The organism is Limimaricola sp. AA108-03 (assembly GCF_050847355.1).
Lineage (GTDB): Bacteria > Pseudomonadota > Alphaproteobacteria > Rhodobacterales > Rhodobacteraceae > Limimaricola.
Window position 1 is genome coordinate 2,846,034 of the sequence record NZ_CP193755.1, and the last position, 24,648, is coordinate 2,870,681.

A 24,648-nucleotide genomic window follows, 5' to 3' on the forward strand; every position below is an offset into this window, starting at 1 on the left:
GCGCTACTCCGCCGCATGTAGTTTCAGCACGTCCCCAGCGACGGCGCTTTCGAGCGCCGCCTTCATCCGGGCCGCGAGAGCGCGCGCATTGGGTTCGAGCACCATGGTGTCGTGATCGCCCGGCACTTCGACCACTTCGAGCGCGGACGCCCATTCGCCCCAGTAATTGTCATGCACCACGTATTGCCGTTCCTTGTTCACCAGTCGCCCGCCCGGCAATCGCCATTGCCCCTTCAGCGGCGGTCGGAACAGCGTCATGGGCCCGTCCCAAGGCTCCAATCTATAGGCGGCGGAGGCGACGTAGAAGGCGGTTTCCAGAGCGGCGTCCGCTTGATTTTCGACCGGGCGCGCGGCGTCTCGCCCAAAGCGGCGGCGGTCGATCTCCCAGCGCAGGCGCCGCGATGCCCACTGCGCTGGATAGCGCAGCCCTCCCCTGCGCAGCTCGATCGCCTGGATCGCGATCCGGTCACGCAGACTTAGCGACGGCCGGACCGGCAGCGGCGTATCGAGCAACAGCAACGCCTCCGCCTTGTCGCCTTCTGCGCGCAGCTGCCGGGCGATTTCGAGTGCCGTGATGCCACCGCCCGAATAGCCGCCCAGCAACCAAGGCCCGTCGGGATGAACGCGACGCATTTCGGCAAGGCAATCGCGTGCCGCCGCGACGAAATCCTGATGCGGCGGGACATCGCCGGCGACGCCGCGTGCTTGCAGACCCCAGACCGGCCGGTCTTCGCCCAGATGCTGCGCGAGATGACGCAGGTTCATCACGTTGCCGAACATGCCCGCCGCGAGGAAGAGCGGTGCCCCCGGGCCGCCTTGGCTCAGCGGCACGAGATGCACCGCGTCGCCTAGGCCGGAGATCATCGCCGGGGCCGCGCCCGGCCTTCCGGTCGCCTCCACTGCTGCCGGAGCGGAGGCGTCTCCTGCAAGCCGCGCCGCGAGGCCGCGGATCGTCGGCGTTTCGAACAGCGCCGAGATCGGCAGCGCGGTACCGGTTTCCCGCCTTATCGCCGCGAAGAGCCGCACCGCGATCAGTGAATGTCCGCCGAGGTCGAAGAAGCTGTCATCTGGACCGATATCGGCCACGCCGAGCAGCGCGCTCCATTGCGCGGCGAGCCGCGCTTCCATCTCGGTCTCGAACCCCGCGGCGACAGGATCGGCGGGCGCGACCGGTTCCGAAGCCGGGGGCGAGACCGCCGCCTCCGCGATCAAAGCGGACAAAGGCTGCGCCGTCATGGCGACCTGCGACAGCCCCGCCCCCATCGCCGCGATGAAGGCGCGCCCGCCCTCCTCGCGCCGGATGCCATGGCGGCGGGCATCGCTCAGCCGGTCCTGCGGCACTGGCTGTTCCAAGGTCAGGGCCTTCGCGCCGGCAGCAAAACCGGCCTCCGCCGGCAGCAGGTGCAGCTCGAAGCCAGACATCTCGGCACAAATCTTGCCCTCGGGGGTGGCCAGCACGATGTCGAACCGGGCCATGCCGGTCGCCTGATCGACCAGCCGGACATGGCTCAGGATCTCCGAGGGCAACGGCGCATGGACGCTCAGCCGCGCATAACCGGCCGGCACCCAGAGCCGCGCCGGATCATAGCCCGCGATCATTCCGATCGCCCAGCCGGTCGCGATGTCCAAGAGCCCCGGATGCAGCGCGAGGCCGGTGCTCGCATCCGGCGGCAGCCGAAGCCGAGCCAGCCCTTCATCCTTGCTCAGCGCCGCCTCGCCCGTGACCTGCCACTGGGCTCCGAAATCGAGATGCGCCGCCTGCGGCAGGCTCAACGGTCCGGGCGCCGGCAGCCGCGCTGCGATGGCCGCCGGATCGATGCGGCCCGGTGTGCCACCTGTCGCCAGCAGCCGGGCCATGGCGACAGGTCCCCATGGCTCGCCCGGTGGCGCGGCCTCGACCTCGACCCAGCCTGCGTCGTCGCCCGGCGACAGCCGCAGCCGCAGCCGGGTCGCGCCGCCATCGGGCGTGCGCAGCGGGGCCAGAAACCGCAGATCGCGCAGTTCGAACGGCGTGAAGCCCTCGGGGCCAACCGCCTCGGCCAGAAGCTCGGCATAGCCCGCGCCGGGCAGCAAGGCGTCACCCGCCCTTGTCCGATGCTGGTCGAGAAACCAACGCTCGGAAGGCGTCCACCGAGCCGTGAAGACAGTTTCCTCGCCGATCGCCGTCTCGATGATCTCGCGACGCTCCAGCATCGGCAGGGCAATGGGCGCGCCCCCCGCCTCTTCCGCATCCGGCACGGCCGCCCCGGCTGCCATGCCGGTATCGGCCCAGATGCCCCAGTCGATCGCCACCACACGGGTCGCGCCGCCCGAGCGGGCCAGCGCGAAGGCGTCGAGTGCGACGTTTGCGGCAACGTAATCCGCCTGCCCCGCCGGAGCGGTCCAGGCCGAACTGGAGGCGCAGAGGGCCATCCAGTCGAGCCGACCATCGGGGAACAGCGTGTCGAGCACCATCAGCCCTTGCAGCTTGGGAGCGATCACCGCCTCGCTCGCCTCGGCCGCGCGGCCCAGCACCGGCGCGTCGTCGAGACGTCCGGCCGCATGGATGACGCCGCTGATCGGACCGAGCCTTGCCTCGGCCTCGGCAAGGGCGATGCGCATCGCATCGGGATCGGTGACATCGGCGCAATAGCTTTCGATCCGCCCGCCCAGGGCTTCGAGCCGCAGCAGCGCACGCAGCGCCTCGGACATCGGACCGCCCGTGGCGACATGGCTGGACCAATCTTCGCGCGGAGGTATGGGGCGGCGCGAGATGATCGCGACTGGCGCGTCCCAATCGCGGATCAGGGTCTCGGCCAAGGTCAGGCCGATACCGCCAAGGCCACCGGTGATCATTACCGCACCGCCGCGACGCAATGGCAGCCCGGGCGTCGCGGGGAGTGCGGCGCGCTGCGGCGTCCGGACCCGGCGAATGCCGTCGCGCCAAGCCACCGGCGCGGATTCGGGCGGCGACAGCGCCTCTTCCAGCACCGCCTCGACCTGAGATCGAAGCGTGGCACGGCGCGGCGGCGCGAGATCGAGCCGCGAACAGGCAAGTCCCGGCAGCTCCCTCGGGATCACCAGCGCGGGCCCGTCGAGCATCGCCTTGGCCGGATCGGGCCGCTCGCCCGGACGCACGGCATGCGCACCGCTGCTTACCGCCAGAAGACGCAATGGCCTGTCGCCCTGCGTGGCGTGCCAGGCCTGCGCGAGATGCATCAGGCTCAGGAAGCCGCGCTCCTGCAGCAACTGGACGTGCAGCGGCGACAGGTCCGGACCGGTGGCCTCGGTGACGCTCCACAGGTGCAGCACCCGGTCCGGCAGCAGATCTTCGCGCTCAAGCGCCGCCAAGAGGCGCTCGACGGGCGCTTGGCCCGCCTCCGGCGGCAGCTGCCAGCTATCGCTGCCGGCGCGCGCCTCGAACCCGGCCGCCGTCACGGTCGCGACACGGTGCCCCGCAGCCCGCAGCCGCGTCGCAAGGGCGGCGCCCAGCCCGGTGCGATCGAGAAAGATGAGCCAGGTCTCGGACGGCAGTTCCGCGAGATCGTCCCCTGCCTCGAATGTGCCCTCGGGATAGCGGCGCACCCAAGCAGGCTGCCAGGCCCAGCGCGCGACATCCTCCTCTCGCGGCACCGGCGGCGCCACGGCCGGGGCAGCCACGGAGCGGACAGGTTCGACATGATGACGCGTCCGCTCGAAGGCATAGCCCGGCAACGGCAGGCGACGGCGACCGACGCCCGCGAGCTGCGCCTCGTCGAAGCGGCCGCCCATCGCCCATAGACGGCCCAGCGCCAGGACCATCCAGCGGTCATCGCCGCCCGGCTCCTGCGGCGGCCGCAGCCCCGGCAGCACCCGCTCATGACCGATCCCGGGTTGTTGCCCGGCCAGCATGCCAAGCACGCCGCCGGGGCCCATCTCGATGCAGATCCGCGCGGCCTCGCCCATGTTGTGGAGTGCCCCGTCGAAATCGACGGCATGGCGGAGATGGCCGACCCAGTACGCGGGATCGGTCGCCTCGGCATCGGTCAGGAGGTGGCCGCTGCGGTTGGAGATGATCGGAATCCGCGGGGGCGACAACGTCATGCTTCGCAGATGCGCCTCGAAGCGCGGCAGGATCGGATCGAGCAGGCGGCTATGGGCGGCGACTTCGATCGGCACACGGCGGCTCTCGATTCCCCGAAGCTCGAGCCGCGCCGCAAGGTCCTCGATCGCGGCCACCGGCCCCGAGGCGACGCAGAGCCCGGGCGCATTGATCGCCGCGAGATCGAGATCGGGGCCCAACTCCTCGCGCAGCGCATCTGCGCCGAGCGCCACCGAAAGCATCGCGCCGGGCTCGGTCCGCTCGAACAGCGTGCCGCGCATCCGCACCAGTTCCAGACCCTCTTCGAAGGACATGACGCCGGCGAGCACCGCCGCCGTGTTCTCGCCCATCGAATGACCGACCAGCCGGTCCGGCATCACGCCCCAACCGATCCAGAGTTGCGCCAGCGCGTGCTCGACGATCAGAAGCAGCGGCAGTTGCAGCGAAGGGCGGCGCAGCATGGCCTCGGCCTGCGCCTCGTCGCCGGGTGCCGGGTCCCACAGCGCACGCAACGTCTTGCCCTCGGCGCCCATGGCGGCGAAGCCGCGATCGATCCAGTCTCGAAACACCGGCTCGGTTTCGTAGAGGTCGCGCCCCATGCCCGGTTGCTGCGCGCCGCCGCCGGGGAACATGAACACCACTTCCGGCGCATCCTGTGCCAGATGCGTGGGCGCGACGCGCGGATCGGACCGTTCGAGCAATGCGGCGGCCTCGGCATGGCTCTCGGCGACGAGCACGCGACGATGCGGCAGCGCCCGGCGCCCGACCGCCAGCGTATGCGCCACATCGGCCAGCGGCTGCTCGGGATGCGCGCGCAGATGCGCCGCCAGCCGCGCTGCCGTGGCATCGAGCGCGGCGCGGGAGCGGCCGGAGACCCGGAGCAGCTGGAACGGCCACTCGCTTTCGGCCGGGGATACGGGCTCCGGTGCCTCCTCCAGCACCGCGTGGGCATTGGTGCCACCGACCCCGAGCGAATTGACCCCGGCGCGGCGGGGCGTGGCGCCCTGCGGCCAAGGTACCGTTTCCGCCGCGACCTCGAAGGGCGATCCGTCGAGCGCCAGTGCCGGGTTCGGCGCTTCGAAGCCCGGCGTGCCGGGAATCTTCCGATGGTGCAGAGCCAGCGCCGCCTTGATCAGTCCCGCAGCGCCGGCAGCGGTGTCGGTGTGACCGATCCCGGTCTTGACCGAGCCGATCCGGCAGAAGCCGGCGGCCTCGGTCGTTTCGCGAAAGGCGCGGGTCAGCGCCGCCACCTCGATCGGATCGCCCAGAGGCGTGCCGGTACCATGGCATTCGACGAAACCGATGGAACCGGCCTCGATGCCCGCCATGCGATGGGCCATCGCCACCGCCCGCGCCTGCCCCTCGACCGAGGGGGCGAGGTAGTTGGCCTTACGGGCACCGTCGTTATTGATGGCGCTGCCCTTCAACACGGCCCAAACATGGTCGCCATCGGCCAGCGCGTCTTCGAGCCTGCGGAGGACCACCGCCGCCGCCCCCGAGCCGAACACGGTGCCGGCGGCACGGTGATCGAAGGCGCGGCATGCCCCATCCGGCGACAGGATTTCTCCCTCGCGCCACAGATAGCCCCTGCCATGCGGCTGTTCGATCGTGACACCGCCCGCCAGAGCTATGTCGCATTCGCCGGTCAGCAGCGCCTGCGCCGCCATGTGGATGGCCACGAGCGAAGTCGAACATGCGGTCTGCACCGAGACCGCCGGGCCGGTCAGATCGAGCATGTGCGCCAGACGGGTGGCGAGGAAATCCTTGTCATTGCCGGTATGGCGCAACAGGAAGGCGCCGGTGTTCTCCACGAGCTCGGCATTGCCCATGATGTTGCGCATGTAATAGTCGTTGGCACCGCAGCCCGCAAAGACGCCGATCGCGCCCGCGAAAGCTTCGGGCACATGGCCCGCGTTCTCTAGCGCCGACCAGGCCGTCTCGATGAAGCGCCGGTGCTGCGGATCCATGATCTCGGCCTCGCGCGGTGTCAGGCCGAAGAATCCCGCATCGAACAGGTCATGCCCCGCGAGCGGCGCGCCGAAAGGGACGTAATTGGGGCGGCGGCTCTCGGACTCGCTCACCCCCGCACGGGCCAGTTCTTCGGGGGTAAGGCGACGGATCGCGCTGCGTCCTCCCGCCAGCATCCCCCAGAACGCCTCGAGCGTGTCAGCGCCGGGCAGGTCCACGGCCATGCCGGTGATGGCGATATCGCCCGTATCCCGTTCCTTCGCCTCCTGCATGATCTCTTCCCCTGCCCCGTGTGGTTGCGCAAACTGGCTAGACTGCGAATGCGGCACTTTTCCGACGGGATACCGGCTTGCGGCCATGCTGGCTATCCCGGCGCGACCGCAGCCAGCGCTGCCACGGCAGGCCAGTTCAATGTCAGGGCCAGAGCGGCGATCGCAATCCCGGCCAGAGCAGCCAAGGCGTCGTGGCGCGGATCCCATGCCTTCTCTCGTCGTGCGACCCAGACCAGCACCGGGTAGGCCAGCAGCGCGGCCACGCCCTGCCCGATCAACCCGCCAAGAAAGCCGCCCAAGGCAAGGCCCAGCGCCAGGCCGGCGATGGTCAGCCCCGCGCGCGAGGCTTGCAGCACGAAGAAACGGCGCGAGCGCCCCGAGGCCAGTGCCGCCTGCTCGTAGGTCAGCCCGACCAGCACCGGGATCTGCAGCACCGCCATCAGCACCACCACGCCCCCCGCCATCGCGTAGCGCCCGTCATACATCACCCCGATCAGCTGGTTGCCCGACAGCGCCAGCACCGCCGTCGCCGCGAGGAGCCCCGATGTCGCCAGCGTCCTGAGCCGCTGAAGCCGCAGGAAATTGGCCCGGCTCTCGGCCGGCGGGCTTTCGCGGTAGACCGGGATCAGCACCCGTCGCGTTACGAGGTGACCGAGCAGCAGGGGAAAGGTCGCGAGGAACAAGCCGATATTGTAGACCCCGAAATCCGCCAGTGAGAGATAGCCTCCAAGCAGCACACGGTCGCTCTGGCCCAGCAGGAACCCTGCCACGGTCGAGAGGAAGATCCACTTGCCGAAATGCACCAGCTCTCGCGCGGCGGCAGGTTCGAGGCGCAGCCGGTTACGCGGCCCCGGCAGGAACAGGTTGAGATATACGAGCTGCGCCATCGCGCCGACCAGCCCCGCCACCACCAGCGCCCAGATCGAGCCCCAGCTCCACGCCAGAACGACGCCGGTGACCAGCTGGGTGCTTTGGGTTGCCAGCTCGATCAGCGTCACGCGACCGGCGCGCAAATGCCGGTGCGCGGTTTCGAGCTTGGTCGGGTTGAAGCCGTTGAGGATCAGCGCGAGCGCCGCCACCGGCAGATACCGCGCGAGGTCGGGCTCGCCATACCACTGCGCCACGGGCCAGGCGAGACCCAACGCCGCAAACCACAATCCCAACCCCCGCCCGATCTGGATCGTCCAGGCGGTGTCAAGGAAATCGGGATCGTCGCCACGCCGACTTTGCATGATCGCGGGAGAAATGCCGACATCCGAGAACATGCCCAGCGCCATCATGAAGACCATGACGATCGCCATGGTGCCAAAGGCCTCGGGAAAGAGCAGCCGAGTGAGCGCGAGATTGGAGATGAGGCGCAGACCCTGCCCCGCCCCGAAACCCGCGATGATGATCGCGGCCGATCGCAGCGCCCGACCACCGATGCCGCGCGAGCGCAGGTGACCGATCAATGCCGCGCTCACCGGCCGCGGCTCCAGTCCGACGGGGCGGGCCGAAGCCGGACGCTCAGCGCCACCGCGCCATAGACCGCGAACCCTGCCGGATCGCGCAGGGCGAGGCGCGCGACGCCCCGAGGACCGAGCGCAGGCTTGTCTTCGCGTGCCAGCATATCGGGGTGACATCGCGCGATCTGCGCCATGCCCGCATCCTGCCGTCGGCGCACCCGCAGCAGCGCCGCGAACCCCTCGGCGACGGGCCAGTCGTAACGCGCCGGCACGGCAATCCGCTCATCCGGCGAGAAGCACAGCCGCACGAAACCGTCATCGGAAATGAGGTCCGGGAACATGTCCCAGCGGGCCCGCCCGGCGGGATTGACCGCGAAGAGGCCACAACCCGGCGCCCCATGCGTCATGAAGGGCAGCCGCGCCCAGAGCCGCGCATAGGCGCGCGCGATACGGCCCTGACCGGTGATCCGGGGCAAACCGCTGGCATAAAGCGGCTCCGGGCGGTCCAGCGCCCGGTGCAATTGCAATAGCAATGGCGGCGATACCGTCACATCCGCATCGAGGTAGACCCGGATCGCCGGGTGGGTCAGCGCCGCCTCGCCCGCGTTCAGCGCAGCGATCTTCGACCCCTGCGCCAGCTCGATCACCCGCAGCGCCCAGTCGCGTGCGCCAAGAGCCGCGCCGGCGGCGCGCGCGACGTCGGCGGTGGCGTCGCGACAGCCATTGGCTATGACGGTGACGCGTACGGGAGCGGGCAGCGGCTCGCTGGCGGCCAGCGCCGAGAGACAGCCTTCGATCAGACCGGCCTCGTTGCTGGCCGGAATCAGGATATCCATCGGCATCGGCGCGGTCATCGCGGCGTCTCCGTCAGGGTCGCGGATTGCTCCACATAGGCGATCTCCTCGATCCCCGCCAGAAGCAGCCGCGAAGGCCCGGCACCGATCGCCAGCCGTTCGCCCTCGCGCGTCACGGGCAGGTCGCGTAGTGCCGCAGGCAGCACCGCCCGATCATGTCCCGCCCCGCCATCGACACGATCGCCGGGCCCGGCATGGATCACATCATCGCCGCCACCGCCCAGCAGGAGGTCTTCCTCGAGCGTACCGACCAGCCGTTCCGCCCTGTCGCCTCCCTGCAGCGTCACCCCGTCATCGAAGCTTCCCGGCGCCCGGCTTTCCCAATCCGCACCCTCGCGATTGTGGCGCATCCAAGCGTCCCAGCGGGGGGAGGCATCGTCGAGATGGCGCAGCGCGCCCCAGCTGCCCCAGCGCGACGGGGCGGCGATGTCAAGATAGGCTGTGGCTTGGGTACCACCCACCGCTTGCCAGCCCGCCATGAGATCGTCGATCAGTGCCGCCATTTCCGGAGCGTAGGACAGCTCTGTCAGGAAATCGGTCACGGCCGCGTCGTCGCGCCCCGCCGGGCCCGCCACCAGATGCGGTCCGGCCTCATACATCACCAACCGCAGCCCATGCCGGGCCGCGACGCCGGCGTGATGCGGCCAGAACCTCTGCGTCAACTCGGCAAGGTCGTCTTCGAGGAGAGCCAGCGCATGGGCCTGCGCGGTGCCGTCGACAAGTCGCGCGCGCAGTTCATCGAGGTGATCGTCAGCGCCGACATCATGGCCGAGATATCCCGTGACGGCATAGGCGTCGAAGCTCGTGGCGGGCGGGCTCGCCCCCTCGTCCACGGCCAGCGGCGCTTCGAGGGCCGCGGCCTCCAGCCCCGGCCAACCGGTCTGGGTGGCGAATATCCGCACCAGCCGCTCTTCGGCGCCCGCGCCAAAGGTTTCTGCCCAGATGTCCGCCACCCGCGCCGCCCTCCATCCCGCAAACTGCATCCAGGCATCTCCGGGCGCATCCTCGCCCCACAGGTCACGCGCGCGCGCCTGTGCCCAATGCGCCTGTTCGAACCCGAAATTCCAGACCTCGTTCGACCACTCCGCGTGGATCCTGAGCCGGGGATCGAGATGGTCCCGCATATAGGCTGCGAAGCTGCGCACGTAGTCGTCATCGGCCATGTGCGGCAGCGTCACCCATGGATCGACGCCGATCTCATTGGCGAGCCGGGTGATCACCTCGACCGGCACAGCATCGACCCAGCGCTGATCCCCGGGGCGTGGCCGGTCGTCCCAGCGATGTTGCGGGGAGCCGTTGGTCTCCATCCAGTCCATGAAGCGCAACAGTCGCAGATCCGAGACCCGCTCCAGCCAGTCGGGATTGAACAGCGCGCCCGCCGCCGCATGGCCGAGCCGGTCCTCGCGCACCACCGTGATCTCGCGCAGCGGGTCCGCCGCGTCGATCGCGGCAACCTCGATCTCGACCGCGCCCGGTCCCGGATCGTAGTCGAAGCGAATCTCCCCGAGGATCTGCGAGACCACGCGGCCGCGCCCTCTTACCGCGATGTCGCCCTGCCCGTCGTAGCGCAGCACGTAGCGCCCCGCGAGCGAGATCGCCGCTTCGGGCTGGTCGGTGAGGATCAGCGTGCCGACCCGGGCGATACCCTCGGGGATCGAGAGCAGGCGTCCGGTACGATCGACATGCCCCTCGGCAACCAGTTGCTCGGCGCTCATCGCGCCCCATTGGTCATCGCCATGACCGATCCAGGGCCGCGAGGTTTTCATCAGGTCGAGAAACGGATGCTCGGTGGACCAGTCCGAGATGCCCGCGAGGTTCATGCCCAGAAGCGGCGCGGCCCGAGCAGGCAGGCCGGCAAGCGCTACGCAAAGGAGCAGCGCGGCGAGGCCCGCCAGCCCCTTCACAGGACGGTCCGGATCGGCGCAGGCCGGCGTGGCGCAGCCTCGGGCCGCGGCCCATGACGCGGTGCCGTCTCGATCAGTCCCAACGCCGCCCCCGCCGCCAGAAAGGTCAGCGGCGTCAACGTGGCGTTGGGCAACAGGTCGACGAGGTTCATGCCGAGGATCACGGCGAGCGTCACCGTGGCGGGACCGGGCGGCGATCGTCCGGAGCCCCCCCAGAGTCGCAGCACCGGAAAGGCCAGAAGGCCGAACTCGGCAAGGAAACCGACCCAGCCGAACACGCCGATCACCACCAGCCAACGCCCGTCAGTCACGGTGATTTCGCGTCCGCTCTGGCGGTCGTAAAGCATGTTGCGACCCCAGATTCCCCAGCCGAAAACCGGCCGCTCCATGGCGCGCTCCAAGAGCACGTCTTCGTTGTCGAAGCGAAAGCCGAGCGACTGGGCCCGGTCCGCGCTTACCGATCCGGCCCATTCGAGAAGCCGCTCCTGCGGCACCAGATCGGCGCCCTTGAGCAGCGGGTAGGCCAGGGACAGCGCCGCCATCGCCGCGGCGCCGAAGAGCTGCAGCCGGCGCGGCGCGAAGGCCAAAGCCGGAACGAGCACCATCGTATAGACCAGCGCCGCCATGGATTTGCACAGCACGAGCACGACGCCGAGGAGCCCTGCCACGGCCCACAGAAGGGGAGCGCGCCCCTTCTGTGCGCTGCGCGCCAGCCCCGTCGCGGCGAGCACCGCCATCGCGATGAAGAACGCCACCCAGAGTCCGTGATATAGGAACACGATCGGGCGGAACCCATCGCCGCGCATCATCTGCTCGAAGCTGTGCTGGAAATAGCCGTAGATCCAGGTGTTGAGCTGCGGGCTGAGCCGCACCTCGGCCAGGATCGGCAAGGTGTAGGCCAGACCTCCCACCACCAGCGCCCAAAGCATCATGCGGTGCTCGCGCTCCTCGCGCAGGAAGACCCGCGCGAGGAGCAGCGGCACCACGAGAAACCCCTGCTGGATCAGCAGCCCCGGCACTTCGGCCAGCCGCAGCCCGGGCAGCACCAGCGGCCCGAAGACCAGAGGATCGCCATTGCCCAGCACGGTCATCAGCGGCGACAGGAGAAACACTGCCAGCGCCAGCCGCATCAATCGCTGGCGCGGCAGAAGCTCGCGCAGCTGCACCCGCCGCAACATGAGGGCGGCCAGCAGAACCGAGAGGCTGGGGATCGTGTCCTTGTTGAGCGATGGCAGCAGCGGCGGGTCGAACTCCGCTGGCAGCGGAGGCAGCAGCAGGTAGCCCCCCAGCAGGCTCGCCACCAGTGCCACGCCCGGCCGCAGGCGCCCGAACAGTACCAGCGTGACCAGTGGCCAAGCCAGCAGGGCGATCGAAGCGACGGCGTTCGGCATGCGGCCCCTGTTCAGCGTGTCATCCCGACCTTGGCACGATGTCCGGACGAAGTCGTGACGCCGCGATGGCGATCAGCGGGCGTCACGGTTCAGGCAACACCCGTTGCCGACGCGGCGCAAGGGGTGCCGCCTCACATGCCGGTGCCGCGCAGCACCACCTTTAGAGTCCGGCCGATCACTCGAATATCAGTGAGCGGCGAGAGCGCGTGGTAGTAGCACCGGTCATAGGCGACACGCTGGACGAAGCTCGCCTCGTTGCGCTCGGAGGTCTGCCAGAAGCCGGTGATGCCGGGTCGCATCAGATAGTATTCCTCGCCGTCGTAATAGGCCTTCTGCTCTGGCAGGAACGGACGCGGGCCCACGAGGGTCATGTCGCCGCGCAGCACGTTGTAGAACTGCGGCAGCTCATCGAGCGATGTGCGACGCAGGAAGCGCCCGAGTGGCGTGATGCGCGGGTCGTGACGCAGCTTCTGGCGGTGAAGCCACTCGGCGCGGGCCGATGGGTCGTCCTCGAGATGACGCTTCAACACCGCCTCGGCATCGCGCACCATGGTGCGGATCTTGAACATCGGGAAAGTCCGCCCGCCGCGCCCGACCCGGGGCTGCACGTAAAAGGGCCGTCCGCCATCGATCGCGACCAGCAAGGCGATGATCGCCACGATCAGGGTGACCGGCAGGACGAGCAATACCGTCAGCCCAATGTCGAGCCAGCGCTTGGCGCGGCGCCGATAGAGTCCGTCCCTGACGGGGCCGACCCGGTCCAGACGCCCCGATGGGCCCATATCCCGCACGAACCTGTCGGAGGACGGCATGACCTGCCGCAGATTCGTCAGTCCGGTATTCACTGCCATGGTCTTCATCTCAGGCCCTTCGCCCTCGCCGTTTGCGGCAACATCGTGACCGGTGCGCCGGATCAGTCCCGGTTTCACCGTCCCGGTCGAAGTTAGGGCCAGCCCCGCCAACGGCCAAGAATTCCGGTACGTCGCGGGTTTCTAAATCTCGGTAATTGCGAGAAATTCCCGGGCCGATACGACGCGTTGCCCCGACTTCGGCCTGCGCAAATCCGGCCGGATTGTCATAGCCCCCGCACCATACCGGGCCACCATGGCGAACTGGCGCCGGAGAGGAAACGGGACCTCTCCCAATGCGCCATTTCCTCTCCCATCGCGCGCGGCCCGCGCCGGCCGCTGCCCGAGATCGTTCGGCTCGCCGGCGGAAGCGAGGCATTCTCATGGCGCACGCTCGACCGAGGGGGCCATGGCGAAACAATGCCACCCTCCATGCCACATTGTTGTTAATGACGGACGGGCACGCGATCGGAGTGATTCGCCCCGGCTCAGCCCCGCAATGGCCAGAGCAGCGGCACCACCAGCACCGTGACGATGCCGACAACGATGTTCATCGGCAGGCCGATGCGCAGGAAGTCGGAGAAGCGATAGCCGCCCGCGGCATGGACGAGCGTGTTGGTCTGATAGCCGATCGGCGTGGCGAAGCTGGCCGAGGCCCCGAACATCACCGCGACCAAGAAGGGCCGCGGGTCGAGCCCGAGTCCCGCGGCAAGCCCCGCCGCGATCGGCGCCATCAGCACCGCCACCGCGTTGTTGGTCACGATTTCGGTAAGGACCGATGTGGCCGCATAGACCGCCGCCAGCGCGAGCAATGGCGGCGCCATGGCCAGCAGCGGGCGCAGCGCCTCGACCGCCATGACCAACGCGCCCGAGCGATCCATCGCCTGCCCCAGCACCAGCATCGACACGATCAGCAGGAGCAGTCGACCATCGATCGCCCCCACCCCCTCATCGGCATCGATGCAATCGGTGAGCAGCACCACCGCGGCACCGACCAGTCCAAGTGCGAGGATCGGCGCCGCCCCGAAGGCGGCGAGCACGACCACGGCGGCCATGGTCGCGATGGCGATCGGCGCCTTGCCGCGCCGGAAGGCGCGCGCCTCGAAGCTGCCAAGCGACATCAACCGCTCCTCGTGCGTCATTCGGGCGATGTCCTCGAGGCGTCCCTCAACAAGAAGCCTGTCGCCCACCCTGAGCCGCTCTAGTGCTTCTGGCCGCGCTTCGCCCGAGCGGTCGGTGGCGAGCAGGTAGACGCCGTAGCGGCGGCGCCATTGCAGACGCGACAGCGGCCGGTTCAGGCTGCGCGCGACGGGTCCGACGAGAAGACTGGCGGCATGGCTGCGGCGCGGCCGTTCCCCGCTTTCATCCAGCAGGTGCAGCCCTGGCACGCGGCCGTCGCGCAACGCCGCCACCTCGCTTTCCGGGCAGCGCAGCACGACCAAGTCGCCCGCCGCGATCCGGATCTCTGCCATCCGGTTACGCAGCGACTCCGCGCCACGCAGCAGATCGACCAGATGAGTGCCGCTGCGGCGGAACGCTTCGACCTCGTCGGGCGCGCGTCCGATCAACACCGAGCCTTCCGGCACTTTCATCCGCACAAGCCAACTCTCGCCCGTCTCGCTCGCGACGGCGGCTCCCCCGCGTCGTGCCGGTAATAGATGGGGCCCGGCCAGCGCCAGAAATCCACCGCCCACCACGGCCACGACGAAGCCCAGCGGCGCGATCTCGAACAGGCCGAAAGGTGCCAGCCCCATATCCCGTGTCACACCGTCGATCAGCAGGTTGGTCGAGGTGCCGATCAGCGTGCAGGTCCCCCCAAGGATCACCATGTAGGAAAGCGGGATCAGCAACCGCGTCGGCGCCATCCCCGCTTCGCGCGCGAGCCCGATCACGACCGGGATCAGCACCAGCACCACGGGCGTGTTGTTCATGAAAGCGGAAGCCACGGCGGCAGTCACAAGAAAGATAGCGATGGTACGGCGCGGGTATCTTGCCATGCCGCCGCGCAGCAGCGTGGTCGCGCTGTCCAGCACTCCGGTACGCACCAGCGCCGCTGACAGCACGAACATGGTGGCAATGGTGGCCGGCGCCGGGTTGGCGAGCGCTGCGAGAACATCATCCACCTGCACCAACCCGAGCAGCAAGGCACCCACGGCACCGCAGAAGGCGACCATGTCGGCAGAACGGATTTCGAGCGTGAAGGTGACGAAAACAAGGGCGAGCAGCGCAAGGGCCGCATAGGGCGCGGCGGCTCCAAGATCGATGATCACTTCAGGATCCATCTGACGAAACGGGCAGACCGGCCCGCGGGTCCGGCACGACGTGCCGAAGCCCAGTGCTACCGAGCCATCGAAGAAAGGCAATCCCCTCAACGCCGCGCGATGAAAGCGTCTGTTTCTTCACCGATGAAAGATCTGGGCCCAAAAGCTCGGATAGAGAGACGCTCATGGTCGACGCTACCGACCCAAGGCACCCTGTAGGGCGACCGGCCTGCGACCATAATGAAGGCACGACCGTCTGATCGGCCCCACTAGTGACGGCACAAATTCTGTGTCGCATGCCGTCACCAATACGCATGAGCGCCCCCGTCCGCTTCTCCCTGACCACGGACCAAGCAAGTGATCACAGAGGGGTAGCCACACTGCTGGGCAGCCTGCCCAACACAGAAGGGCTACTTGCCAATCGAAGGTACTTTGGTCTCGGTTCTGGCCTTCGTTTCGGAGGGATCCGCAACGCGGAACCGCCGCGCCCTTGCGGGACACGGCGGTTCTGGGTTCGGTACGCGCTTGTTGGTTGCGGGGACAGGATTTGAACCTGCGCCTGGGCTCCGCCCGCTACGGCCTGAAACGCTCCATTGGAGCGTTTCCGAGACGGCCTTGGCCCTTCAGACCATGCGCCTGACGCGCGGTTTGTCTCTATGCTAGTGGATTTGGTTGCGGGAGCCTGAGGCCACCGAAATCTGCTGCCCTGTAAGAGGCTTATGAACCATACGGCAACAAGTTTCGACTGAGAGTTAAAAACTCAAGCACCATCGGCAGAGGACAGCAGAGGCATAGGCGCACGTCGTCTCTCTGCCACTATGGCGGATGCCCCCGTTTCGGTGAAGTCGACCAATGGCAATCGATAAGGGCGCCTGCTGCACAGTTCTGAGTACCCTTGGCCGATGGCACCCATACCAGTCACGCCTCGATCACCTGAATGGCCGTTTTTATCCATCCCGCTCCATGATCCACTCCACCTCCGACGCGGGCACGAAGCGCCAGTTACGGCGGGGGCCGGCCATGACGTTGAGGTAGTACATCTCGAAGCCATAGGGCGCGCCGCAGGGGTGATGCCCACGCGGCACCAGCACTACGTCGTGGTCCTTCACCGCCATGGTCTCGTCGAGCGAGCCGTCATCGGTGTAGACCCGCTGCACGCCGAAGCCCGAGGCCGGGTTCAGGCGGTGGTAGTAGGTCTCCTCGAGATAGGTGATGCGCGGGAAGTCGTCCTCGTCGTGGCGGTGGCTCGGGTAGGACGACCAGTGCCCGGCCGGAGTGAACACCTCGGTGACCAGCAAACTGTCGGCGTAGTCCTCGTGCTCCATCGCGATGTTGTTGATATGGCGCGTGTTCGTGCCCTTTCCCCGCTCGGTGAGGGTGATGCCGTCCGGACCGATGCGCCGCGCCGCGTGGCCGCCCTTGCCGGGTGCCGAGCAGACCGCGATAGTGCAGTCGGTGGTGGCCTCCGCGGTCCAGTCGCTGTCGTTCGGCAGATAGAGGCAATGCGGCGGGGTCTTTTCGAACACGTTCATCCGCTCGCCGAGTTCACCCCAGTCGCGGCCGGCGCCCGCGATCCGGGCCTTGCCCTCGACCATGACGAGGATCACCTCGCGGTCGCCGGTGACGTCCTCGACCCGGTCGCCTGCGCGCAGCCTATGCAGCGAAAAGCCCACATAGCGCCAACCGGCGCTCTCGGGCGTGATCCGGTGCACCTCGCCACGGGTGCCGAAGGGCTTGCGTTGCAGCTGGCTGGTCATGAGGTTTCGTCCTTGTCGTCATGCATGTCATGGCCCTTGCGGCGGCCGGGGCGGCCATGCGCGTCAGGGCGCAGGCCCGCCGGGCCCTGGACCGGTTTCAGCCCTGCGGCGCCGGTACCCGGTCTTCGACGGTCAGCCCAGCCCGCGCGCAGAGGTCGCGGATCTTGTCGTAGCCGAGCTTCGACGCGTCATAGGGCCCGACCTTGCCCGGGTCCTGCTCGGCCTCGACCACGATCCAGCCGTCATACCCCATCGATGCCAGCCGGTCGGTCACAGCGGCGAAGTCGATCGAGCCGTCCGGGTCACCGGGCACGGTGAAGGCTCCCGCCACCACCGCGTCGAGGAACGACCACGCCTCGGCCCGTGCCTTGCGCGCCACCTCGGCGCGCAGGTCCTTGTAGTGGACATGGCCAATCCGGTCGCCCCAGCGGTCGAGAACGGCCATCGGATCGCCGCCGCCGAAGACCAGGTGCCCGGTGTCGTAGAGCAGCCCGACCTCCGGCCCCGAGCCCTCCATCAGCCAGTCGATATCGTCCGCGTCCTCGACGATCGCGCCCATGTGGTGGTGATAGGTTAGGGGCAGCCCCTTGTCGCCCATCCACTTGGCCAGCTCTGTCAGCTTGCGCGCGTAGCCCGTCAGCTCGTCGCGCGAGAGCTTGGGCCGGGCATTCACCGGCGTGGCACGGTCGCCTTGCACGGTGTTCGAGCACTCGGCATAGACCAGACAGGGCGCGCCGAGCGCGGCGAACTGCTCCACCTGCCCGGCGATGGCGGCCTTCTCGGTCGCGACGTCGTTGACCAGAAGGTTGCCAGAGCACCAGCCGCCGCAGAGCGCGAGCCCGTGGCCGTCGAGGTAGCGGCGTAGCTCCTCGGTGCCCGAGGGCATGCGGCGGCCACGCTCGATGCCGGTGTAACCGATCTCGCGCGCCTCGCGCAGCGCCTGCTCCATGGTGAAGGCGGCTGTGAGGTCGGGCAGGTCGTCGTTCTGCCAGGCGATGGGGGAAATGCCGATCCGGACGCTCATCTTGTCTGTCTTTCGATTGGGAAAGTGAAGGGAGACGGCCGCGCGCGGCGGGAGGCATCCGCGCGCGGCCCCGGTGCTCCGGGCTCAATTGAGCGTGCGGGCCCGGATCTGCGCCTCGTAGGCCTGGCGCTTCTCGCGCACCTGCGGGCGCTGCGAGACCTCGGGAACGGCGACGTCCCACCAGTGGCCGCCATCGGGGGTCGAGGGATAGGGGTCGGTGTCGATCACCACTACGAAAGGCTCCTGGCCCGTCTCACGACGTGTAAGAGCTTCCTCGAGCTCATGGATCGAGCCGACATGCACCGCCTTCGCCCCCATTGACGCCGCGTGTGCGGCGAAGTCGATCTTCGACGGGTTCACGTGATGCGAGTGGTCGAGCATGTTGTTGAACTCCGCTCCGCCGGTGCCGATCTGGAGCCGGTTGATGCAGCCGTAGCCACGGTTGTCGGTGATCACCACGGTCAGGTCGAGGCCCAGCATCGCCGCCGTCGCCAGCTCGGAATTGGCCATCATGTAGGAGCCGTCGCCGACCATGCAGACCACATCGCGACCGGGCTCGGCCATCTTGATGCCAATCGCGCCGGCGATCTCGTAGCCCATGCAAGAGAAGCCGTATTCCATGTGATAGGCCCCGGGCCGCGGCGCCTTCCACAGCTTGTGCAGCTCGCCCGGCATGGTACCGGCGGCGCACATCACTACGGTGTCCGGCCCCGAGGCCCGTTGCACCGCGCCGATGACCTGCTGGTCGGTGGGCAAGGTATCGTTGCCCTGCGGGGCATCGGTAAGTGGGTCGACGGCCGCGAACCATTCTTTCTTGAGCGACGCATCCGGCGCCGCGAAGACGTGGTCGCCAAGCTTACGGGTGAGCGCCTCGAGCCCTGCCAGCGCGTCGCAGCACAAGGGCTCCGCCCCGTGCTTCATGGCGTCGTAGGCCGCGACGTTGAGCGAGACGAGCTGCCGCGCCGGGTTCTGGAACACTGTCCATGAACCGGTGGTGAAATCCTGGAACCTCGTGCCGACGCCGAGGACGAGATCGGCTGTGGCGCAGACCGCGTTGGCCGAGGCCGCGCCGGTGACGCCCACGGGGCCGAAGTTCAGCGCATGGTCCCAGGGCAGCGCCGACTTGCCGGCCTGGCTCTCGACCACGGGGATGCGGTGCGCCTCGGTGAAGGCGGCGAGCGCCTCGGCCGCGCCCGCGTAATGCACGCCGCCACCGGCGACGATCACCGGGCGCCTCGCGCCCTTCAGCATCTCCGTCACCGCGTCGAGCTCGACCGGGTCCGGCTGCGGTCGGCGGGTGCGCCAGACCTTCGGCGCGAAGAAGCGCTCGGGCCAGTCGTAAGCTTCGGCCTGCACGTCCTGGCAGAAGGACAGGCAGACAGGGCCGCATTCCGCCGGATCGGTCATCACCCGGAAGGCACGCGGCAGCGCGGTCAGCAGCTGTTCGGGCCGGGTGATGCGATCGAAGTAACGGGTCACGGGGCGGAAGCAGTCGTTCACCGACACGGTGCCGTCCTCGAAATCCTCGATCTGCTGCAAGACCGGATCGGGACCGCGGTTCGCAAAGACGTCGCCGGGGATCAGCAGCAGCGGCAGCCGGTTCACATGCGCCAGCGCCGCGGCGGTGACCATGTTGGTCGCCCCTGGCCCGATCGACGAGGTGACGGCCATCGCGCGCCTGCGTCCCGACTGCTTGGCATAGGCTATGGCGGCGTGGCACATTGTCTGCTCGTTATGGCCGCGCCAGGTCTGGAAGCGCTCGCGCTCGGCATGCAGCGCCTCGCCGATCCCGGCCACGTTGCCGTGGCCGAAGATCGCCCATATCCCGGCGAGAAAGGGTTCGCCCGCCTCGTTCAGCTGCGCTGCGAGATACTTCACCATCGCTTGGGCGGCGGTGAGCCGGATCGTCGTCATGCCGCATCCTCCCTCTGCGCCCGTGCCGCGTCCCACAGGGCGCAGAGCCGGGCATACCTGTCCTTCATGTCGCGCAGCGCCTCGGCATCGTCCATGCGCCCCGCCATCCAGGCCTCGGCCGCCGCGCCGAAGATCGTGCGGCCAACGGCGAAGCCTTTTACCAATGGGAAGCGTGCGGCGGAGCGGAAGCTCTTGGCCAGCGCTTCCTCGCCCGAGGCGAGGCCCAGCACGACGATGCCGCGGGTGTGCGGGTCGTTTTCTTGAATCGCGTCGCAGGCCGCTTGCCATCCCGTATCCGAGGTCATCGGCTCGAGCTTCCACCAGTCCGGGTAGACGCCGATCTCGTAGAAACGGCGGATGATCCGGGCCGTGGTGTCGTCGCCCACCGGCGCGACCTTCGACGGGATCACCTCGAGCAGGAATTCAAGCCGGTTGCGCCGGGCGGCGTGGAACAGCCGCGTCACCGTCGCCTCTTGCGCCGCGCACGTCTCGGCGTCGTCGTCGGGGTGATAGAAGCAAAGGCACTTCACCACGTGCTCGGCGGGCCATTCCGACAAGCCCCCGAAATCGGGGCCGAGCTCGGGCTCCAGCTTGAGGGGCCGCGATCCGGGCCATTCGACCGGTCGGCCGATCCACAGCCCCTGCCCCGCCGCACGGTGCAGCGCCGTGCGGCCCAGCCGGTTGTCGCACAAAAGGCCGTAGCCCGGCCGCCCCTGCGCCACGGCCTCGCAGGCATCGAGGCACAGCTCCTTGAACCGCCCGATCTTCTCAGGTGTCGCGCCCGTCAGATCCTCGAGCTGCATCCGGTGGTCGAAAGCGAAGATCCGCATTTCGGGCCAATCGCCGGTCCGGTTGGTCGACCAGTGGATCTGCTCGAGCTGGGTATCCTTGCGCAACGCCTTCTCCTTCACGCCGCGCGCGAGGAAGAACTCCAGTTCCTTCAGCGAAGGATAGGCCGGGGTACAGCCATGCCGGCTCACTGCGAAGGCGCCGCAGGCATTGGCGTATTCCAGTGCGCGTGGCCACGCCTCGCCGTCGAGCCAGCCCTTCAAGAGCCCCGACATGAAGCCGTCGCCCGCGCCGAGCACGTTGAACACCTCGATCGGAAAACCGGGGCCCGTCTGCCCCGCGTCGAGGCTTTCGGGAATCTCACCCTCGAAGGCGACCGCACCGTCCGCACCGCGCTTGCAGACCAAGGTGGCATCCGAGACCGCCCGTACCGCGCGCAGCGCCTGAATCGTATCGGTCGAGCCGCCGGCGATGTGGAACTCCTCTTCGGTGCCGACGATCAGGTCGAAGCGATGCAGCGTCGATTGCAGCTTGGCGGTGACGGTCTCGCTCTCGACGAAGCGGCTCTCGCCTTCGCCATGGCCCGCCACGCCCCACAGGTTCGGGCGGTAGTCGATGTCGAGCGCGGTCTTGGCACCGTGCTTGCGAGCGAGTTCCAGCGCCTTCAATACTGCCTTTTCCGTGCGCGGATGGCTCAGATGCGTGCCGGTGGCGACGACGGCGCGGGCCCGGGCGATCAGCCCCTCGTCGACATCCTCCTCCGACAGCGCCATGTCGGCGCAGTTCTCGCGGTAGAAGATCAGCGGAAAGCTGTCCTCGTCGCGGATGCCCAGCAGCACCAACGCGGTCAGCCGCTCGGGGTCGGTCAGCACGCCCGACACGTCGACCCCCTCACGTTCAAGCTGCTCGCGGATGAACCGCCCCATATGTTCGTCGCCGACCTTGGTGAGCAACGCCGATCTGAGCCCCAGCCGCGCGGTCCCGGCGGCCATGTTGGTCGGGCTGCCGCCGAGATACTTCTCGAAGGACCGCATGTCCTCCAGCCGCCCGCCCACCTGCGCGCCGTAAAGGTCTACCGAGGACCGGCCGATGGTGATGAGATCGAGATCCTTGGCCATCAGACGGTGCCCTCCAGCGACCCTTCGAGTTGAGCCAACTCTTGGCCGCCCGCCATCAGGTCCTGAAGCGCTTCGGGCGTGATCTCGCCGCGCTTCGCGGTGCCGAGCGTCTTGCCGCGGTTCAGTACGGTGAAGCGGTCGCCCACTGCCAGCGCATGGCGCACGTTGTGGCTGATGAAGACCACGCCGACGCCCTGCTTGCGCACCCGGTCAATGGTGGCCAGCACATTCGAGGTCTGGCGCACGCCGAGCGCCGAGGTCGGCTCGTCCAGGATCAGCACGCGGGCCCCGAAATAGACAGCGCGGGCGATGGCCACGGTCTGGCGCTCGCCGCCCGAGAGCGTGCCGACCGCCTGGTCGGGGCCGCGCAGGTTGATGCCCATCTTGCGCATCTCCTCCACCACCGTCTCGTTCATCTTCTGCACGTCCATCCGCTTGGTCGGGCCGCGCCCGATGGTCGGCTCGCGCCCCATGAAGAAGTTGCGGGTGACCGACATCAGCGGGATCATCGCGAGATCCTGGAACACCGTGGCGATCCCGGCCTCCATCGCGTCACGTGGACTGGAGAAGTTCATCGGCTTGCCGTCGATGGTGATCGTGCCGTGGGTCGGTTTGTGCACGCCGGACATCGTCTTGATGAAGGTCGACTTGCCGGCGCCGTTGTCACCAAGCAGGCAATGGCATTCGCCGGGCTTCACGTCAAAGCTGACACCCGCCAGCGCGATGATGTTGCCGAAGTGCTTCTCGATATCGATCATCTCGATGATCGGCTTGGCATCAGTCGACACGTCGCCGTGGTGGAATTTCGAGTCTTGGGTCATCTCACCGCTCCCCCGTGACACGCTTGCGGATGAAGTTGTTGAAGAGCACCGCGATCAGCAGCATCCCGCCGAGGAAGATCTGGAACCAGTCCTGATCGAAATCGGTGTAGGTCAGGCCAATCGTTACCATGCCGAAGATGATGGCGCCGAAGAACGCCCCGATCGCCGAGCCATAGCCCCCCGTCAGAAGACAGCCGCCGATCACCGCTGCGATGATCGCCTCGAATTCCTTCATGAAGCCACGCCGCGCATCTGTGGAACCCGAGTCCATCACCGTAATGATCGCGACCAGCGCACCGCACATCGCGGTCAGCATGAAGAGCGAGACCTTCACCTTGCGGACCGGCACGCCGGAGTTGGACGCGGCATTGCTGTCGCCACCGGCCGCGAAGATCCAGTTACCGGCGGGGGTGCGAAGAAGCACGTAAGTGGCGACCAAGGCAAGGAAGGCGAACCACAGGATCTCGACCGGGATGCCGGGCACCTTCGGCGCGCCGTTGTTGAAGGTTTCGATCACACCGGCCTCGGCCAGCCAGACGAAGAGCGGACCGAAGGCGTCGCCGGAGAACAGCGGCGCGAGCCAGTCGCCCTCGACCGCGTCGCGCACGCCGCGCAGCTGGGTCGAGCCACCCGAGGCAATCTTGAGCCCGACGAGCGAGGCACCGCGCAGCACGAAAAGGAATGCCAGCGTCACAATAAAGGATGGCAGACCGGTCCTGAGCACGATCGAACCGTTCACCGCGCCGATCATGGCCGCCACGATCATGGTGAGCGGGATCGCGAAGATGAGCGGCAGGCCGAGTGTTACGGTCGCGGCTCCGAAGATCAGGCCGGCGAAGGCCACCATCGAGCCGATGGAGAGATCGAACTCGCCGCCGATCATCAGCATCGCCGCGCCGATAGCGAGAATGCCGAGCTGGGCGGCCGGTGTCATGAAGTTCATGATGCCCGAGAGCGTGAACATCGCGCTGTCGGCGGTGATCAGAAAGAACGTCGTCACCAGTATCACGCCGGCGATGGCGCCGAGCTCGGGGCGCTTCATCAGCCGCGCGCCCAAACCTTCCTTCTTGAGACGTTCGTCCTTTGCGGCCTGGATTGCAGGCTGAACGACTTCGGCCATGGCCTCATCCTCCCGATGAATAAAGAAAGGCCGTGGCGCGGCGGTGTGCGCCACGGCCCGATGCGTCCGGCATCACACTGGAATGGGATTCAGCGGATGCCCTGCGCGGACAGATCGACCACCTGGGCCGCCTTGTCCTGCGTCACGAGGTTCGGGCCGGAGGGCACGTCCCCGCCCGGCACCAGGCCGTATTGCGCGTTGAGCGCGAGGAACACGACCGGCAGGTAGCCCTGAAGGAACTGCTGCTGGTCGATCGCGAAGGCGGCTTCGCCATTGGCGACCGCCTCGAGGAAGCTCGCCGACAGATCAAAGGTCGCGACGTTCACCTCGCCGGTGCGCCCCACCGCCTCGACGGCGGCCAGCGCGGGCTCGCCCACGAGTGAAGCACCAAGTCCCATCACCGTGTCGACGTCGGGGTTCGATTCGAGGGCCGCCTGAACCTTGGCCTGCACCTCGGCCGGGTCGTTCTGGGTCGGGATGACCTCGACCGAGCCGCCGAAGCCTTCGGCGAAGCCCTCGCAACGCAGGTCGAGCGCAACGTTGCCGACCTCCTGGTTGACGCAGATGCCGGTGGTACCGCCCATCTCGGCAAGCTTCTCGCCCGCCGCCTTGCCGGCGGTGAACTCGTCCTGGCCGACATGCAGCAGCGCGCCAAGCTCCTTGGCCACGTCGGAGCCGGAGTTCATCGAGATGACCGGGATGCCCGCCTGGACGGCGCGCTCGATCGAGGGCCCAAGCGCGTCGGCGTCGGGGATCGAGACCACCAGCCCGTCCGGCTCCTGGTTCACGGCGGCGTCGATCAGCTGGCTCATCTGGACCATGTCGAAGGTCTCGGGCGAGCGGAAGTCGACATTGGCCCCCGTGTCCTCCGCGGCCTTGTCGGCACCGTTCTTGACCACGGACCAGAACGGGTCGTTGGCCTGCCCGTGGGCGACAACGATGATGTCCTGCGCGAGCGCGGGTGCGGCCACGCCCATCGCGGCGAGCAGCACGGCGGTTTTGGCAATCTTGGTCATAGTTCCTCCCTGTTGACCCTGCGGAGCCTCCACTCCGCTTCGGCGACGCCGAACTGATACGTCCCGGCCTGATATCGACCATATGG

Annotated in this window: 14 protein-coding genes; all 14 read right to left on the minus strand. The window is 68.1% G+C overall.

All coding sequences use genetic code 11. From position 1 onward, the window contains the following. Nucleotides 1-3 precede the first annotated feature (3 nt). Nucleotides 4-6,300 (minus strand): type I polyketide synthase, encoded by a 6,297-nt coding sequence (locus ACRAQ3_RS13930; RefSeq protein ID WP_432255021.1) that lies wholly within the window; start codon nucleotides 6,298-6,300, stop codon nucleotides 4-6. Nucleotides 6,301-6,392: 92 nt separating this feature from the next. Beyond that, nucleotides 6,393-7,763 (minus strand): oligosaccharide flippase family protein, encoded by a 1,371-nt coding sequence (locus ACRAQ3_RS13935; protein WP_269395631.1) that lies wholly within the window; start codon nucleotides 7,761-7,763, stop codon nucleotides 6,393-6,395. Continuing rightward, the gene (locus ACRAQ3_RS13940; RefSeq protein WP_432255022.1) at nucleotides 7,760-8,599 is read right to left on the minus strand and encodes a glycosyltransferase; all 840 of its coding nucleotides are present in this window, start codon (nucleotides 8,597-8,599) and stop codon (nucleotides 7,760-7,762) included. The genes ACRAQ3_RS13935 and ACRAQ3_RS13940 overlap by 4 nt, the downstream gene beginning before the upstream one ends. Further along, the gene (locus ACRAQ3_RS13945; RefSeq protein ID WP_432255023.1) at nucleotides 8,596-10,503 is read right to left on the minus strand and encodes a hypothetical protein; all 1,908 of its coding nucleotides are present in this window, start codon (nucleotides 10,501-10,503) and stop codon (nucleotides 8,596-8,598) included. Before ACRAQ3_RS13945 ends, ACRAQ3_RS13940 begins: the two co-directional genes overlap by 4 nt. Further along, entirely contained in the window at nucleotides 10,500-11,894 is a 1,395-nt protein-coding gene (locus tag ACRAQ3_RS13950) for a hypothetical protein (protein ID WP_432255024.1), read from the minus strand. Before ACRAQ3_RS13950 ends, ACRAQ3_RS13945 begins: the two co-directional genes overlap by 4 nt. Nucleotides 11,895-12,025: 131 nt before the next feature. Further along, on the minus strand, nucleotides 12,026-12,754 hold the full coding sequence (locus ACRAQ3_RS13955) for a sugar transferase (protein ID WP_432255025.1): 729 nt from the start codon (nucleotides 12,752-12,754) through the stop codon (nucleotides 12,026-12,028). Nucleotides 12,755-13,230: 476 nt separating this feature from the next. Further along, nucleotides 13,231-15,012, minus strand: coding sequence for an SLC13 family permease (locus ACRAQ3_RS13960; protein WP_432255026.1), 1,782 nt, complete (start codon nucleotides 15,010-15,012; stop codon nucleotides 13,231-13,233). A gap of 938 nt (nucleotides 15,013-15,950) precedes the next feature. Further along, a complete protein-coding gene (gene iolB / locus ACRAQ3_RS13965) occupies nucleotides 15,951-16,760 on the minus strand; it encodes a 5-deoxy-glucuronate isomerase (RefSeq protein ID WP_432255027.1) in 810 nt (269 codons plus the stop codon). 97 nt (nucleotides 16,761-16,857) lie between these two features. Next, nucleotides 16,858-17,784 (minus strand): myo-inosose-2 dehydratase, encoded by a 927-nt coding sequence (gene iolE, locus ACRAQ3_RS13970; protein ID WP_432255028.1) that lies wholly within the window; start codon nucleotides 17,782-17,784, stop codon nucleotides 16,858-16,860. 84 nt (nucleotides 17,785-17,868) lie between these two features. Further along, nucleotides 17,869-19,698, minus strand: a complete 1,830-nt coding sequence (gene iolD, locus ACRAQ3_RS13975) for a 3D-(3,5/4)-trihydroxycyclohexane-1,2-dione acylhydrolase (decyclizing) (RefSeq protein ID WP_269398599.1) — start codon at nucleotides 19,696-19,698, stop codon at nucleotides 17,869-17,871. Next, nucleotides 19,695-21,605 carry a bifunctional 5-dehydro-2-deoxygluconokinase/5-dehydro-2-deoxyphosphogluconate aldolase gene (locus ACRAQ3_RS13980; RefSeq protein WP_432255029.1) on the minus strand — a complete coding sequence of 637 codons (1,911 nt, stop codon included), beginning with the start codon at nucleotides 21,603-21,605 and terminating at the stop codon, nucleotides 19,695-19,697. Before ACRAQ3_RS13980 ends, iolD begins: the two co-directional genes overlap by 4 nt. Continuing rightward, on the minus strand, nucleotides 21,605-22,426 hold the full coding sequence (locus ACRAQ3_RS13985; protein WP_269398597.1) for an ATP-binding cassette domain-containing protein: 822 nt from the start codon (nucleotides 22,424-22,426) through the stop codon (nucleotides 21,605-21,607). The genes ACRAQ3_RS13980 and ACRAQ3_RS13985 overlap by 1 nt, the downstream gene beginning before the upstream one ends. Before the next feature lies 1 nt (nucleotide 22,427). Then, nucleotides 22,428-23,546, minus strand: a complete 1,119-nt coding sequence (locus tag ACRAQ3_RS13990) for an ABC transporter permease (protein ID WP_269398596.1) — start codon at nucleotides 23,544-23,546, stop codon at nucleotides 22,428-22,430. Between the two features lie 89 nt (nucleotides 23,547-23,635). After that, nucleotides 23,636-24,562 (minus strand): sugar ABC transporter substrate-binding protein, encoded by a 927-nt coding sequence (locus tag ACRAQ3_RS13995; RefSeq protein WP_269398595.1) that lies wholly within the window; start codon nucleotides 24,560-24,562, stop codon nucleotides 23,636-23,638. Nucleotides 24,563-24,648 lie beyond the last annotated feature (86 nt).

Bases quoted from the DNA above. Each gene is read 5' to 3' on its own strand.
- ACRAQ3_RS13995 (WP_269398595.1), bottom strand. From the start codon at position 24,562: ATGACCAAGATTGCCAAAACCGCCGTGCTGCTCGCCGCGATGGGCGTG.
- ACRAQ3_RS13930 (WP_432255021.1), bottom strand. From the start codon at position 6,300: ATGCAGGAGGCGAAGGAACGGGATACGGGCGATATCGCCATCACCGGC.
- ACRAQ3_RS13950 (WP_432255024.1), bottom strand. From the start codon at position 11,894: ATGCCGAACGCCGTCGCTTCGATCGCCCTGCTGGCTTGGCCACTGGTC.
- iolD (WP_269398599.1), bottom strand. From the start codon at position 19,698: ATGACGACGATCCGGCTCACCGCCGCCCAAGCGATGGTGAAGTATCTC.
- iolB (WP_432255027.1), bottom strand. From the start codon at position 16,760: ATGACCAGCCAGCTGCAACGCAAGCCCTTCGGCACCCGTGGCGAGGTG.
- ACRAQ3_RS13940 (WP_432255022.1), bottom strand. From the start codon at position 8,599: ATGACCGCGCCGATGCCGATGGATATCCTGATTCCGGCCAGCAACGAG.
- ACRAQ3_RS13990 (WP_269398596.1), bottom strand. From the start codon at position 23,546: ATGGCCGAAGTCGTTCAGCCTGCAATCCAGGCCGCAAAGGACGAACGT.
- ACRAQ3_RS13980 (WP_432255029.1), bottom strand. From the start codon at position 21,605: ATGGCCAAGGATCTCGATCTCATCACCATCGGCCGGTCCTCGGTAGAC.
- iolE (WP_432255028.1), bottom strand. From the start codon at position 17,784: ATGAGCGTCCGGATCGGCATTTCCCCCATCGCCTGGCAGAACGACGAC.
- ACRAQ3_RS13985 (WP_269398597.1), bottom strand. From the start codon at position 22,426: ATGACCCAAGACTCGAAATTCCACCACGGCGACGTGTCGACTGATGCC.
- ACRAQ3_RS13955 (WP_432255025.1), bottom strand. From the start codon at position 12,754: ATGAAGACCATGGCAGTGAATACCGGACTGACGAATCTGCGGCAGGTC.